We start from the raw sequence: 14,497 nt of genomic DNA, 5'->3' as shown, positions 1-14,497 counted from the left end.
AATGTAGGGCATGACGTTCCTGACGAGTGTTATCGATGAGTCGGTGGACAGAGAGCGATCACGTCATGCGCCGAGTTCGACCCCCTCCGGTGGCTTTGCGGCCTCGTCGTGCAGCGCCCGCAATCGTGCGGCGCGGCGGGCGCGCTGGCGTGGCGGGTCGGCAACTGGGGCGGACATCTGCAGCCGATGTGTGTACGGATGCTGGGGATTCGTGGCGACTTGGTGCGCGTCGCCGAGCTCCACGATGCGTCCTCCCTGGAGGACGGCGATCCGGTCGCTGATACTGTGCACGACGCCGAGGTCGTGGCTGATGAAGAGGTATGCGACACCCGTGTCCTTCTGCAGATCGCTGAGGAGCTCGAGGACCCGCGCCTGGGTCGTGACGTCCAGGGCGCTGGTCGGCTCGTCGCACACGATCACCGACGGATTCAATGCCAGCGCCCGGGCGATTGCGATGCGCTGCCGCTGACCTCCGGAGAATTCGCGCGGGTAGCGCGACCATGCATCGGCGGGGAGGCCGACAGCATCCAGAAGCTCTCGGACCCTCGCGCGTCCCTCGGTCACCCCGGCGGCACGCAGCGGCTCGACGAGGATGCTCTCGACCGTCATTGAGGGGTTGAGTGACGAATATGGGTCTTGGAAGATGACCTGGATATCGCGGGCAATCTGACGGCGGCGGGCACGGGGGATGTTGCTGATCTCCTGGCCGCGAAAGGAGATGGTTCCGCCGGTGACCGGCGCCAGGCCGAGAATGGCACGACCGATCGTCGTCTTCCCGGACCCCGACTCACCGACGAGGCTCACGGTCTCCCCGGGTGCCAGGTCGAGTGAGACATTCTCGATGACGGTCTTACCGCTCCGCTTGCCGCCGTAGCGGACCACGAGGTCGCTGATCTGCAGCAGTTTCTCAGTCATCTGCGACCTCCATGAGCTCGACCTTGCGAGAGGACTCCAGCAGGTCCCGGGTGTAAAGGTTGGTCGGTGCGGCGAAGAGCGTGTCCACGTCGTTCTGTTCCACGATCAGGCCGCCTCGCATGACGCTCACGGTGTCGCAGATGTCGGCGACAACGCCCAGGTTGTGGGTGACGATGATCATCGCCAGACCGCGTTCGCTGCTGAGTTGGCGCAGCAGCTCGAGAACCTCTGCCTGGACCGTGACATCCAGAGCCGTGGTGGGCTCGTCGGCGACGATGAGATCGGGGTCCGAGGCGATTGCCCCACAGATGAGGACGCGTTGCGCCATCCCGCCGGAGATCTCGTGCGGGTAGAGACGCATGACGCGTTCGGCGTCGCGGATCCCGACACGTTGCAACAATTCCAGCAGTTTGGCCCGTGCCGCCTTCTTGGAGACACCGGTCGCTGAGCGCAGACCGTAGATGAGCTGTGCCCCGATGGTGAACGAGGGGTCCAGATTCGACATCGGCTCTTGCGGAACGTAGGCGATCCTGCGGCCGCGGACCTTGCGCATTCGCGCCGGGTCGGCGAGGAGATCCTTCCCGTCGAAGAACACACTGCCGCCCAGCACCACCGCCTCGCGCGGGAGGATGCCGATGATCGAGAAGGCGATCTGCGACTTGCCGGATCCGGACTCGCCGACCAGGCCGTGGATCTCCCCCTTGCGCACGTCGATATCGACGCCATGAACCACCTCCGTGACCTCATTGCTCGAGGACGGGTAGCCGACGCGGAGCCCACGAACCGAGAGAAGGACGTCCTGTCTTGCGGCGTGGTCGTGTTCACCGGCGACGCGCGCATCCTGCGCAGCCGTGTTGAGCGCGCGTCGACGAGAAGGCTTCAGAGCGGCGCTGCGGTTGGATGCCTGGAGCGTGTCTCGGAGGGCGTTGCCGAGGAGGACAAAGGCCAGAATGGTGAGGCTGATCACAAGTGCCGGCCAGATGACGTTGGCCGGGTTCGTGTAGATGTTGTTGAACGCGTCCTGCAGGACACGACCCCACGAGGCCTGAGAGGGATCGCCGAGCCCGATCAGGTCGACGCCGCCCACGATCGCAACGGCCGTCGCGAGCACGAAGGCGCCCTGCACGATCACGGGAGCTCGGACAGCCGAGAGAACGTGGCGGCCGACGATGCGCAGATCGGAGAGACCCACGACCTTGGCGGCGTCGACGTAAAGCTCGGAGCGCACGGAGATGACGACAGACCGCACGAGGCGATACAGCGAAGGCGCGACCATGACCCCGAAGACGGTCATCGAGAGTGGGATGTTCGGACCCGTCAACGCGAAGAACGCGACGATCGTGAGAATGCCGGGAAGCGACTGGAGGACGTCGGATACGAAGTTCGCCACCGCCTCGAGTCGACCGCGATAGAACCCGGCAACCAGGCCGCCGGTCAGGCCGAGCAAGAGCGACACGCCAAGCACGATCACGCAGGCGACGATCGTCTGGCGCGTCCCCCAGATCAGCCTGGAAAGGATGTCGCGCCCCGACGCATCCGCCCCGAGAAGGTGCCCTTCGCTGAAAGGTGCAGCATTGGTCGCAGCCAAGTCGGTCGCGTTCGGCGGATACGGTGCGATCCACGGAGCCAGAATCCCGGCCGCGAAGATGATCGACAGGACGACGATGCCGAACACCGCGAACGGATTCTTCATCAGCGACCGGAACGTCGACCGCCGTACGCGCTTCTTCGTGAGTGCGGCAGTGCCGTCCACGTTCGGGTCGATTTGATGCTGATCGACGGTCATCGGATCCTCGCCTTCGGGTTGAGCAGGCTACCGAGCACGTCGGCGAGCAGGTTGACAACCAGGACGAGGACGATGACGACGACCACTACTCCCATCACCATCGGCACGTCCCCCGCCAGCGCGGCAGAGACGGAAAGCAGGCCGACCCCGGGAAGGGCGAAGATCGCCTCGATGAAAAGCGCCCCTCCGAATAAGCCGAGTGTCGTCAGGCTGAGCACCACCAGCCCGGGGCCGCCGGCATTGCGCAGAACGTGCCGGAACAGCAGCTGCGATTCAGGGATGCCCCGGGACCGCAGGGTGCGCACGTAGTCCTGCGACAGGGCGTCGAGCATCGAACCCCTGAACTGTGCTGCCGCGTTCGCGATCGCACCGACCAGTAGCGCGAGTACCGGCAGCGTGAGCGACCAGAGCCAGCCCTGCACGCTGTCGGTGGCCCGGATGTAGCCGGTCGCGGGGAAGTACGGGATCGCGATCGCGAATGCGAAGATGAGGCCGATCCCGAGGATGTATCCCGGTATTGCGGCGCCGAGCACCGAGATGAACTGCAGCGCGCGGTCGATCCACCCCCCGTAGAGCGCTGAGGTGACGCCGAGCACGACGCTGATGACGGTCGTGAGGATCATCGTCAGGATGATCAGGGAGAGCGTTACGGGCACGCGGGTGGACAGCGCCTCGGTCACCGATTGGCCGGTGAGGAAGGATGCACCCAGGTCGCCCGTGACCAGCCCGGAGAGCCAATCGAGGTACTGCACGATCAGGGGCCGGTCGAGCCCCAGCTCTGCCGCCTTTGCCGCCACCTGCTCGTCGCTCGCGCTGAGTCCGAGCACGCTGCGGGCGATCCCGATCCCGTCGCTGAAGGTGATGCAGAAGGTGAAGAAGCTCACGATGAGCAGCACACCGACAGATCGGAGAAGGAGGATGACAATAGTGCGGAACATAGCCGGGGCCCGTCGGTCGCTGTCTAGTTCTGCTGGAAGTCGCGGAGCAGCGGGTGCAGTGCCGCGAAGTCCGACATGGTGGGGATGGAGATGTCCGGGCTGTAGGCGTAGAAGCCGTCCGGGTACGCCATCGGCACGAACCACGCCTGGTCGATCACGTACTGGTTGATCTCCTGCTGCGCGGCGATCTTCTCCTCGTCGGTGCCGGTGAGGATCGTCTGCCACAGCGCGTCGATCGTCGGGTCAGCCTGGTGCGAGACGTTCCAGATGCCGTCGGTCAGGATGTAGTCCTTGATGTCCTGCAGCGACTCACCATAGTTGCCCAGCTGCCACAGCGGCACAGGGTACGTGCCGCTGAGGAGCTCGGTGTACGCGTCCGGACCGGTCAGGTTGACTTGCTCCACCGTGATGTTCAGCTGACCGAGCTGCTCGGTCACATACGGGAACAGGAGGTCGTGCCCCTGCCCCTCGAAGAACGGGATCTGCAGCGCGAACCCATCGGCGTAGCCGGCCTCCTCCATCAGCGCCTTGGCCGCCTCGACGTCATACGGGTATGGGTCCTCGGTGAGGTCCTCGAGATACGCGGTGCTTCCCTCACGGAAGATCTGGTATGCCGGATCCGCATAGCCGCGGTACAGGTCCTCTGCGATCGCATCCCGGTCGAACACCATGTTCATCGCCTGGCGCACCCGGACATCGCCGAGCGCGGGGATCTTCTCGCCGTTGTGATCCGTGATGAGCAGGCGCGTCGTGACGCCACGCAGCGTGACCACCTCCTTGCCGGAGCTCTTCGCCTCTTCGACGGTGGAGGCGTCAGCGAGGATGCCGTCGATCTGACCGGTCTTGAGCGCGTTCAGGCCGGCGGTGTTGTCGGTGAAGACCTTGAGCTCGAGGTTCTCGAAAGGGTAGGTGTCCGAGTCCCAGTAGTCCGGGTTCTTCTTCAGGACGTAGTTGGAGCCCTGCGTGCTGGCATCGGCGTCGTAGAGATACGGACCCGAACCGACGACGGTCGTGTCGAGATTCGCCGACTCGTATGCCTTCGAGGATGAGATGTTGGGCTCGCAGAGAATGACGTCCATCGTCGGGATCGGCTGCGGCCACGTGATGGTGATCGTCTGCGGGTCGGGCGACTCGAATGTGAGGTCCGCGAAGCGATCGTTGACCTCACCGGCCGCGGTGAGGGCGGCCTCGACGTCTGCGGCGTCGAACTCGCTGCCATCCGAGAATTTGACTCCTTCGCGCAGCGTCAGGGTCGCGGCGCTCTGGTCGTCGTTGTACTCCCACTCCGTTGCCAGCTGCGGCGAGGGCTTGCCGAACTCGTCACAGATTAACAGTGAGTCCCAGACGGCATCCGCGAACCAGCCCTGGTAGCTCGGCTGGATGAGAACGCTCAGGCCTGGAAGATCGGCTGTCATGCCGAGCGTGAGGGTGTCTCCTGCCTCGCCCGAGGTTCTGCCGGTGCTGCCCCCAGGGGCGCAGGCGGTGAGTACGGTGACGGCTGCGAGCGCAGGGATTGCCACTGCCGCTATCGCGCCACGTCGTGTGAAACGCATTTCAACTCCTTTGTTGTGATCTCTTGGCGGGGCAAGCTGTGCCCGAAAGTATCCGTTTTCCATTGGGTCGGATCGCTTGCCATGACGCTAGGCAGATAACCCACCGCCGACAACGAAGGCCGGCGTTTTTGCGCAACGTAGACGGCGGTCGAGCCGAGATCGACGACCCGGTGGCTACGTCAAGCATGCCGAGTGAGGGCTGCTCCGAGACAGCGCCGACACCGCCGGACAGGCGGAATTTCCGCACCATGTCGGGTACGGGGAGCGCCCTCGCGGCGCGGCCCGTGACTTATCCGCAAAGTGATGGAATGCTTGCGCAAAAGTGATGCTGGGAGGCCCGGCGGTGGTGAAGGACGATGAACTCGTCACGCTTCGGGATGTCGCCGATGCTGCGGGCGTGTCTGTGCCCACGGCATCGAGGGCTCTCTCCGGAAGGGGTGATCTCTCGCGGTCGACTCGAGAACGGGTCGTCGCGGCAGCGGAGGAGCTCGGCTACGACCGGAGCCTGGTGAATCGCGGAAGACCGACGACCCTCGACCCTCGACTGATCGAGTTCGTGCTGGGCAGCTTCGACGACGCGTGGACGGACGCGATGACGACAGGAGCACGCGAGGCTGCCTTCCGGCTGGGGTTCGACCTCGTGCTCACCCTGGAACGCCCCGATCCGAGCGACGACTGGCCAACCCGGGTCGCGACCCGCCGGCCCTCCGGCGTCGTCATCGGAATCATCCGTCCGACCACGAGACAGTTGGACGAGATCCGAGGCCTTCGGATTCCCATTGTGCTGCTCGAGCCTCGTTCGGACCCGGAGGGCGCACTTGCCAGCGTCGGAACGACGGACTGGCAAGGCGGACATGACGCGGGCACGCTGCTGGCGGCGAGCGCTGCGGCGAGGTTCGTGGTCGTGACGGGGGTTCCGCGGTACCGGTTCGGCCGGGCGCGCGAGGAGGGGTTTCGCGCGGCGATCGCGGAGCATCGACCCGAAGCGGAGGTTCTCCGCGTCGACTCGGAGTGGACGGACGCGCCTCTCACCGAGGGGCTGGTCGCCGCGATTCGCACGGCCCCGACGCCCGTGGGCGTGTTCGCGTGCAATGACGAGATGGCGTTCGCCGTGTATCGCGCGGCGGCGCGGATCGGGCTGAGGATCCCCGACGACGTCTCCGTCGTCGGTTTCAACGACGAGCCTCGCGCGGCAAGGGCCGACCCGCCCCTGACCTCTGTGCGACAGCCGCTCCGAGCGATGGCCGCCCGGGCGGTGGAACTCGTGACCCGGTTGCGGCACCACGACGATCAGCGACACGAACGTGTCGAGCTGCCGAGCGAACTCATCGTGAGGGCATCGACGCTACCGACATCCGATTTCTAAGCGTCGTCGGCCCACCGCCCTGCAGTCGTCCAGACCCGAGCGGTCGTGGCACGCCGTAGGGACGGACGGATGCCGGATGCGGCATCCGTCCGCTCCTCGGTCGACTACTCAGTGACGACGACGCGCACGCGGTCGATGTTCTGCAGCAGCGCGTACTCCGCGCCGATGTTCCCGTCGCGTTCGGCGGTGACCCGAAGGCTGGCGAAGTAAATTCCTGGTTCGGTGAAGCGGTGCGTCGTCCCGATCGCGGCGATCCTCCGCGGTGCGGTGGACTTGCCGGGCACGTACTCGCCGTCGCCCTCGAAGTCCCACTCGGCGGCGATGATCTTGCCGCCGCCGGCCGGTGTGTGCGCGGCCGCAGCGAGAAGAACCGGCTTGCCGACCTTGGCCTTGATCACGCCATCACGAGCTCCGATGTCGACGGTCGGCTGGATGCCGCGCCGTGCCAGCGCGAACGGCGACACCTCGATCTGAGCGTTCTTGATCTCATAGCGGGTGGATGCCGGCGCCGGAACGCCGTCCTCCGCCCAGCGGGCGACATCGCGCAGCGCCTGCTCGACCATGCCGTACCAGTCGACGAGGGTGGCGGCACGCTCTCCCGCGGGCGGGGCATCCTGGTGGTCGGCGTGGTCGGTGAAGTACACGCGGTAGGTGCTGGATGCCGCGGCGCCCAGGCTCTTCTCGACCTGCTTGCGGTACCAGTCGGTGTGCAGCGGCAGCGCGTCGCTGTCGTAGAGGTTGGACACCACGATCATCTTCCCGTTGATCGACCCGTCGAACGCGGTGTTCCCCGACACTGCGCCGGAGAACTTGGGCTCGCCGACCGTGCGCTGAGGATAGAGGGGCGTTCCGTCCGCGTTGCGGAACTGGTCGAGCGCGATCCATCCCTCGCCGGCTGCCGGCAGCTGGTAGCGGTAGGCGAAGCGCTTGGCGATGTTCCAGCGGTGCCCGACGGTGTCGCCCATCTCGGCCAGTTCGGCGCGCACCCGCGCGCCGAGCGGCGAGTCTTCCGTCCCGAGGTAGCCCTCTGCCTTCCAGAAGTCGTCGACGTACGTCGGGTCGTAGGCGAGAGGGTCGTCGGAGTCGAGGCCCGAGCCGAAGTAGGAGGGGTCGTAGCCGAGCAGATAGTCGGAGTTCTCCCAGGCCTTCCAGGGGATGCCCAGCAGATGCAGCTCTGTGAGCATCTCCCGCTCGGCCTCATCGAGCGTGGCGTACGGGTCGCCGCTGCCTCCGGGCAGCAGGGCGTCGCGGATTTGATCGGCCTTGTCGGCGAGGATGAGCTCGGCAGCGGACCGGCCGTTGAAGTTGTAGCTGTTCGGCGCCGGCACCGCCTGGACCATCGGGACGAACCCCTGCCAGACGCCGTCGGTGTTCTCGGCCGCGCCGACCGCCTGGAACGAGCCGCCGCTCGGCCCATAGAGGTATCCGAAGATCTCCCGGTCGCCGCCGTAGTAGTCGGCGGCCACCTGCTCCGCGAATTTCGCGGCGGCAGCGGCGTGCCGGTACCCGAGTGAGAGGAAGTCGTTCCCCGCCTGCACGGTGTACCCGCCGCTCGCCAGCGCGAATCCGATGGCCCGATCGCTCGCCCGCGACGTGTTCTGGCCGGGAGTGAACGTGGTGGGGTAGGTGTACTGGAAGAATCGACCGTCCCACTTGGCCTTGTCGGCTTGGGGGTGCAGGTAGATGTTGAACTGGATGTTCGTGCCTTCGAAATGACCGGACACTCGGTGGTGCGCGACTGGAGACGCTTCGTCGGTCTCGGCATCGACGATCGGCTGTGTGTACAGCGGATCGATGCATTCGCCGGTGACCTGCATGGCGCCCGCGGCGTCCGTGACGCATTCGACCGGTTCCGCGGCGGCCGGCAGTGCAGGCAGCATCACCGCGCACACCGCCAAGGCGACTCCCAGCGCAAGAGGGGACCTCCGGCGCGAAGGTGCTCGATTCATGGTTCTCCTTCAGCTTCATCGATGAATCCGCATCGACCGTCGATGCGAGCCGGATGCCGCGGCGAGAAAAGAGTGACCGGCAGTCGACAGACGCTGACGCTAAGAGCGTCAGCACCGCGGCGTCAACGGAAGCGACGGTTATTGCGCAAGCGCAGTCACACAACCGCATAATTGCGCAATCGACGAGGTTAGCCGCCAATCGGTGCAAGCCTGGGGATATGCAAGGTGACGGGCCTGGAGTGCAGCTCGCCGCGTCACCCCGCTCTCCCGGACGCCAGAATCCGGGCGTTTGAGGAGACATCGTGGTCGCTATCGACTTCAACACCGGCTGGTCCGTTCAGCCGAACCAGAGCATCTTCGCCCAACTGTCCGGAGGTGTCGGCGCCCAGCCGGTGACATTGCCGCACGACGCAATGCTCGCCCTGCCCCGGACGCCCGATGCACCGAGTGGGGACTCCTCCGGCTACTTCACCGGCGGGTCGGTCGCCTACACGAGGACCCTCGACGTTCCGACGGACTGGCGCAACCAGCGCGTGTCGCTTCGGTTCGATGGCGTGTACCGGGATGCCGCCGTGTATGTGAATGGCGACTATGCCGGTCAGCATCCCAACGGCTACGCCCCCTTCCGCATCGCCCTGGATCCCTTCCTCCGCTACGGCGAACCCAATGAGGTGCGGGTTGAGGCCCGCGCCCATCGCGACTCGCGTTGGTACTCGGGGCTCGGCATCCACCGCGGAGTTCAGCTTCACGTCTCCGGAATGGTCCACTTCGACGGCGATGGTCCTCGCGTCTCAACCCCCGACGTCGACGACGAGCGTGCCGTGGTCGAGATCGTGCATCGCGTGACGAATGAGGGCGTGAGCACGGTCACTGCTCGGGTGGAGACGCGGCTGTTCGATCCCGGCGGGGCACCCGTCGGCGTTTCGAGCTCGCCGGTCACGGTGCGCGCGGGCGACAGCGTGCTGGCGCGGCAGCGCTTGTACGTTCCGCAGCCTCGACGCTGGAGCGTCGACGAGCCCTCGCTTTATCGGGCGCATGGCACCCTCACCGTAGACAGCGTCGCGCCCGACGAGAGCACCACCTCGTTCGGCGTGCGGACTCTCCGCCTCGACCCTCAGCACGGCCTGCGCATCAACGACGAAGTGGTGAAACTGCGGGGCGCCTGCATCCACCATGACAACGGCATGCTCGGGTCGGCCGCGATCCCCCGTGCGGAGGAACGTCGCATCGAGCTGTTGAAGGCAGCCGGCTTCAACGCGGTGCGCGCCGCCCACAACATGATCAGCACGCCCATGCTCGACGCGTGCGACCGGCTCGGGATGCTCGTCATGGACGAGGCCTTCGACATGTGGGCCAAGGGTAAGAACCCCTTCGACTACTCACTCGCCTTCCCGGAATGGTGGGAGCGAGACGTCGAGGCGATGGTCGAGCGAGACTTCTCGCACCCCAGCGTGATCATGTACTCGATCGGCAACGAGGTGCTCGACATCGGCACGCCGCTCGGCGCCGTGACCGGCCGCGCGCTCGCCGAGAAAGTGCGCGAACTCGACTCGACCCGTTACGTCACGAACGGGATCAGCGGCTTCGTCGCGACTATCGCGGACACGCTCACGCAGTTCAAGGGCGAGGTGGCGCAACTGGATTCATCGGGCGGCGTGAACGAATTGATGAGCCAGATGGATGAGCTCATCGACCAGATCAGCCTCTCCGACGCTGTGACGGAGAAGACCGTCGAGGGCCACGCCGTTCTCGACGTCGCCGGGCACAATTACGCCGCGTCCCGCTACGCCGGCGAGCTCGAGCGCTTCCCGGATCGCATCGTCCTCGGCACCGAGACGCTCGCCACGCAGATCGACCGCAACTGGGCCCTGGTGCAGCAATACCCGCACGTTCTCGGCGACTTCACCTGGACTGGATTCGACTATCTCGGCGAGGCCGGACTGGGCGTCACCCGATACGCCGATGCGCCCGACCAGGAGATGCCGATCTCGGCGTATCCCGCGCTCGCCGCGTACTGCGGCGACCTCGATCTGACGGGCTACCGTCGCCCGTCGTCCTACTACCGCGAGATCGTGTTCGGGCTGCGCGCAGACCCGTACATCGCGGTGCGACGGCCCGAATCACATGGCCGCGATCGTCGCGCCCTCGGGTGGGCATGGAGCGACACGGTGTCCAGCTGGACGTGGGACGTCGAGCCGGGAGCGCCCATGATGGTCGAGGTCTACAGCCATGCCGCGTCCGTCGAGCTCTTCCTCAACGGGGAATCCGTCGGGGTGCAGCCGACCGGAGCCGCACACCGCTTCCGTGCGGAGTTCGAGCTCGCCTACCAGCCCGGCGTCCTGCGCGCGGTGGCACACGGAGGCGCTGAGATGTCCGTCGCCAGTGCGAGCGGCGAGCGGATGCTGAGCGCGCGAGCCGACCGCGACGTCATCAGCGCCGACCCGGCCGACCTCGCGTACGTGACTATCGAGATCGTGGACGCCGACGGCACGCTGTTCACATCACGCGATCAGCCCGTGACGGTGGATGTGACCGGACCGGCAGTGCTGCAGGGTCTCGGCAGTGCCCGGCCCATCACCGAGGAGAGCTATCTCGCAGGTTCGCACACCACCTTCGATGGCCGGCTGCTGGCGGTCCTCCGGCCGACGGGCCCCGGGTCGATCGCGCTGACGGCAGCGGGCCGGAGTCTTGGTCCGGTCACCGTGCGCGTAACCGCATCCCGGCCCGGCACCGTCACCGCACTCTGAGGCGCGCCAGAAGCTGCCCTTTCGACACGACCACAACCTCTCGGCCCTCCCGTTCGTCGGCTCGCCCCGGCGTCTTCAGAGACGTCCGACGTTCTCGATGTCCTCCCAGAACTCTTGCGCCACCTTGGCCGACACCGTCGCTCGAGTCGCCGATATCGCAGCGACATAGTCCCCCAGGAATGGCCCATCTGGATCGTCGACGCCCGAGCTCACCGCACTCTCCAGGGCGGATTGCGATGCTTTGCGCGCGGCGAATTCGATGTCGGCGGGCGAGAAGCCCTCGGTCATCTCGACGAGCACCTTCACATCGATGTCGACCGCCGCGACGGGGATGTAACGTTCCCAGATCGCGCGCCTCGCCAGCTCGTCGGGGAGGCCGATGGGAATGACATAGTCGAACCTGCCGTGACGGAGGAAAGCGGCATCCAGTGCCCGGATGAAGTTCGTGGCGCAGATCAGTAGACGTCCCGGCTGGTCGCGGAACGCGGGGATGATCTTCAACAGCTCGTTCGTCACGCCCTGCGTCGGCGATGGCGGCTCGCCCTGGCGATGGGAGGCGATTTCTTCCACCTCGTCGATGAACACGACGGCGTGTTCGAGCTCCGAGATCTTGAGGAACGTCTCTCTCAGTGCGCCGGCGAGACCCCCGGGGTTCGCCGCCAACCGAGATGGGAAAACTTCGACGAACGACCACTCCAGGCGCGACGCGATGGCCTTGGCGAAGGTGGTCTTGCCCGTGCCGGGGGGCCCGAACAGCACGATGGCGCGGGGCGGGACGACCCCGAAGCGGTCCGCGAGTTCGGATTGCGCGAGCGGCATCACCACGCGCCGCTCGAGCAGGTCCTTCTCCGCGGTCATTCCCCCGACGCCGTCCCAGAGTCCGCGCGGAAGGACACGCCCGCCCAGCTCGGCGAGGATCTTCAGCTCCTCGCGCTGCACAGGGACATGCCGCTCGAAGTAATGAAGATCCTGCTTCAACGCGAACCCCTGATGAAGGAATGCCCCCACCCGGGTCTCAGCCGCCGGCATCAGCGCCGACAGCTTCGAGATGCCGGCCGCCGCCATCCGCGCCTCGAGCGCGGCCAGCATGGACGACCCGATGCCGGCTCCGCGAGCGTGCGACGCGGTCGCGAGGAACACCACCCATCCCTGCGCGTGGGCAGCCCGCCCGATCGCCGCGCCGACCACCTCTTCGCCGATCACTGCGACGACCGCGTGGTCCTTGGCGCAGGAGGCGAGGACGTCGGACAGGCCGTAGACGGGCTCGGCGTTGACGGCGAGCATCTGCTCCCACAGTCGCAGGATGCCATCGACGTCGTCAGCGTGATAGTCGCGGATGCGCCACCCGGTCATGGCGTTTGGGGTCCGTCCACGGGAGCGCGCATATCTGAGGCTATCGAGCCGCGGGCATGGCGGCGAGCACCATCACGTGATCCCGCGAACAGCGCCCAGGTGCGCGGAAGGACCCGGATGGAGCGGGTGCGGAACGACTCCGCTCGTGCCCACTGGTGGGTGGCGCGTTCAGCGGAGAACGCCCGGGCGAGCTCAGGGCCCGGGCAACTCGAGCTCTCACGCTCGTCGCGGAAACTCGCTCATCGTCTCGGGCCGGTGCGTGAGCGATTCGGCGAGCGCGAGGATCGCTGAGTCGTGTGCTGTGCTGATGGCAGCGATGTGCTTGTCGGGGCGGACGACGATCGATCGGGCGGTGCGCGCATGGAAACGCCGGTGCAGGTCGCCGTGCGTATCGACCACGGTGGTCACACCGCCCCGCTCGGCGTGGTCCACGCCGGGGGCCTCGACGTACAGCAGGGTCACACTGCGCCGCTGCGCATCGTGGGCCAGTGCCGTGAGTCGGTCGTCGACGCCCCTGTTCGAAATCCGATCACCGGCCAGGACGATGAGCACGGGCTGTGTGCCGCGTAGATGCTCATGGAGCCACGACTGCTCCGTGTTCCCGTGCGCGACGCGGACATCCGGGATGCGGTCGCCTACGCGCGGACCGCTCCGTCGACCGATTCGGGAGCGTGCACGGTACGTGACGTTCAGCTGGCCGGCACCGGCGAAGAACGCCCGCCTCACAGGGCCGAGATTCAGCACGATCTGAAGCGCGCTATCGCGAACGTGCTGCACCCTGCGGTCGCGAATGCTCCACAGGCGTTGCAGGTTGCCGGTGCTCGACAGAAGTGCGAGGGCGACGGGGCGACGTTCCCGCTCATACGATTCGATCGCGGCGTCATCGCCGCGCTGGACCGCGATCGCGAGGCGCCACCCGAGGCTGTAGGCATCCTGGATTCCGGTGTTCATCCCGAGTCCGCCTGCGGGCGTGTGCACGTGTGCGGCGTCGCCCATCAGCACCACCCGGCCGCGCCGATAGTGGTCGACGACCCTCTGGTTGACGCGGTAGACGGAGAATCCCTGCATGTCGGTGAGGCGGCTCGTGGTGTCTCCGGTGCGCCGCTGATAGAGCTCGGTGAATCGTTCGATGGAGTCCTCGATGAATCGCCCGTCGGCTTCCTCGGCGGGACTCAGTGCCGCCGTGATACGCCACCGACCCGGCTCACGGAACGGGAACGCCAAGAGAGCACCATCCTCGTTGAACCACGAATACAGCCGGTCGGACGGCAGATTCCAGTCGATGTGGACATCGCCGAGCACGATCGTCTCCTCAAGCGTGCCCGTCTTGCCTTCGAAGGGGATGCCGAGCGTGTTGCGCACGGTGCTTCTCCCGCCGTCTGCCCCGATCAGCCACTTCGCGTGAATCTCTTCGGGTCCTGCAGGCCCGTCGATGAGCGCGACGACACCCTTTCGGTCCTGACGCAGACCGATGAGCCGGCGCTCGCGCTCCACGGTGCCTCCGAGCGCCCGGACGCGTTCCGTCATCAGGTCCTCTGTCTGCCGCTGCGAGTTGTTGAGCAGAAATGGATACCGGGTCTGACCCGTCTCGGGAAACGTGAGCCGGAACGCCCGATTCTGGCCTTGGTAGGCCTCCGCCGTCCGGATGCGGATCCCGGTGTCAAGGAGTTCCTGCGCGATGCCCAGATCGTCGAGTACCTCCAGCGTGCGCGGCGTCAGGCTCGTCGCGCGAGAAGTCGGCGCGGGTGACCCGGCCTGATCGATCAGCCGAACGGAGACGTTCCTCCGGAGCAGGTCAGCCGCGAGGGTGAGTCCGGCGGGCCCGGCACCCACGACGAGCACACCGGTGTAAGTGATCGAAGTCATGATCGGGCCTCCAGCTCGGGATGT

9 protein-coding genes are annotated in these 14,497 nt (G+C 66.4%); 2 read left to right on the top strand and 7 right to left on the bottom strand.

Going from position 1 to position 14,497, the window contains the following annotated elements:
- Positions 1 to 63: 63 nt before the first annotated feature.
- Genes ACLQ2Q_RS05305 through ACLQ2Q_RS05290 form a run of 4 tightly spaced genes read right to left on the bottom strand, consistent with a single transcriptional unit; the run spans position 64 to position 5,192 of the window.
- Positions 64 to 915, bottom strand: coding sequence for an ABC transporter ATP-binding protein (locus ACLQ2Q_RS05305; protein WP_425818716.1), 852 nt, complete (start codon positions 913 to 915; stop codon positions 64 to 66).
- A complete protein-coding gene (locus ACLQ2Q_RS05300; protein WP_425818714.1) occupies positions 908 to 2,701 on the bottom strand; it encodes a dipeptide/oligopeptide/nickel ABC transporter permease/ATP-binding protein in 1,794 nt (597 codons plus the stop codon). The genes ACLQ2Q_RS05305 and ACLQ2Q_RS05300 overlap by 8 nt, the downstream gene beginning before the upstream one ends.
- Positions 2,698 to 3,639: an ABC transporter permease gene (locus tag ACLQ2Q_RS05295; protein ID WP_425818712.1), complete on the bottom strand. Its 942-nt coding sequence runs from the start codon at positions 3,637 to 3,639 to the stop codon at positions 2,698 to 2,700. Before ACLQ2Q_RS05295 ends, ACLQ2Q_RS05300 begins: the two co-directional genes overlap by 4 nt.
- Positions 3,640 to 3,662: 23 nt before the next feature.
- Entirely contained in the window at positions 3,663 to 5,192 is a 1,530-nt protein-coding gene (locus tag ACLQ2Q_RS05290) for an ABC transporter substrate-binding protein (protein ID WP_425818710.1), read from the bottom strand.
- Positions 5,193 to 5,535: 343 nt separating this feature from the next.
- Between ACLQ2Q_RS05290 and ACLQ2Q_RS05285 the strand changes: the two genes are divergently transcribed.
- Complete coding sequence (locus ACLQ2Q_RS05285; RefSeq protein ID WP_425818708.1) at positions 5,536 to 6,558, top strand: LacI family DNA-binding transcriptional regulator; 1,023 nt, start codon at positions 5,536 to 5,538, stop codon at positions 6,556 to 6,558.
- 104 nt (positions 6,559 to 6,662) lie between these two features.
- Here the strand turns inward: ACLQ2Q_RS05285 and ACLQ2Q_RS05280 are convergent, their stop codons facing one another.
- Positions 6,663 to 8,507, bottom strand: a complete 1,845-nt coding sequence (locus ACLQ2Q_RS05280; protein WP_425818706.1) for a hypothetical protein — start codon at positions 8,505 to 8,507, stop codon at positions 6,663 to 6,665.
- A 302-nt stretch (positions 8,508 to 8,809) separates the two neighbouring features.
- On the opposite strand from ACLQ2Q_RS05280, the gene ACLQ2Q_RS05275 reads away from it, so the two are divergent.
- Entirely contained in the window at positions 8,810 to 11,254 is a 2,445-nt protein-coding gene (locus ACLQ2Q_RS05275) for a glycoside hydrolase family 2 TIM barrel-domain containing protein (RefSeq protein WP_425818705.1), read from the top strand.
- Between the two features lie 75 nt (positions 11,255 to 11,329).
- Here the strand turns inward: ACLQ2Q_RS05275 and ACLQ2Q_RS05270 are convergent, their stop codons facing one another.
- Together ACLQ2Q_RS05270 and ACLQ2Q_RS05265 are read right to left on the bottom strand one after the other, a co-directional pair.
- Positions 11,330 to 12,607, bottom strand: a complete 1,278-nt coding sequence (locus ACLQ2Q_RS05270) for an ATP-binding protein (RefSeq protein WP_425818703.1) — start codon at positions 12,605 to 12,607, stop codon at positions 11,330 to 11,332.
- 216 nt (positions 12,608 to 12,823) lie between these two features.
- Positions 12,824 to 14,473 (bottom strand): FAD-dependent monooxygenase, encoded by a 1,650-nt coding sequence (locus ACLQ2Q_RS05265; protein WP_425818701.1) that lies wholly within the window; start codon positions 14,471 to 14,473, stop codon positions 12,824 to 12,826.
- Between the last annotated feature and the right edge of the window lie 24 nt (positions 14,474 to 14,497).

Source organism: Microbacterium sp. DT81.1 (assembly GCF_049844955.1).
In the GTDB taxonomy this organism is placed as follows: domain Bacteria; phylum Actinomycetota; class Actinomycetes; order Actinomycetales; family Microbacteriaceae; genus Microbacterium.
The sequence above is the reverse complement of the archived record's forward strand: the minus strand, read 5'-3'. Positions and strand labels throughout refer to the sequence as shown.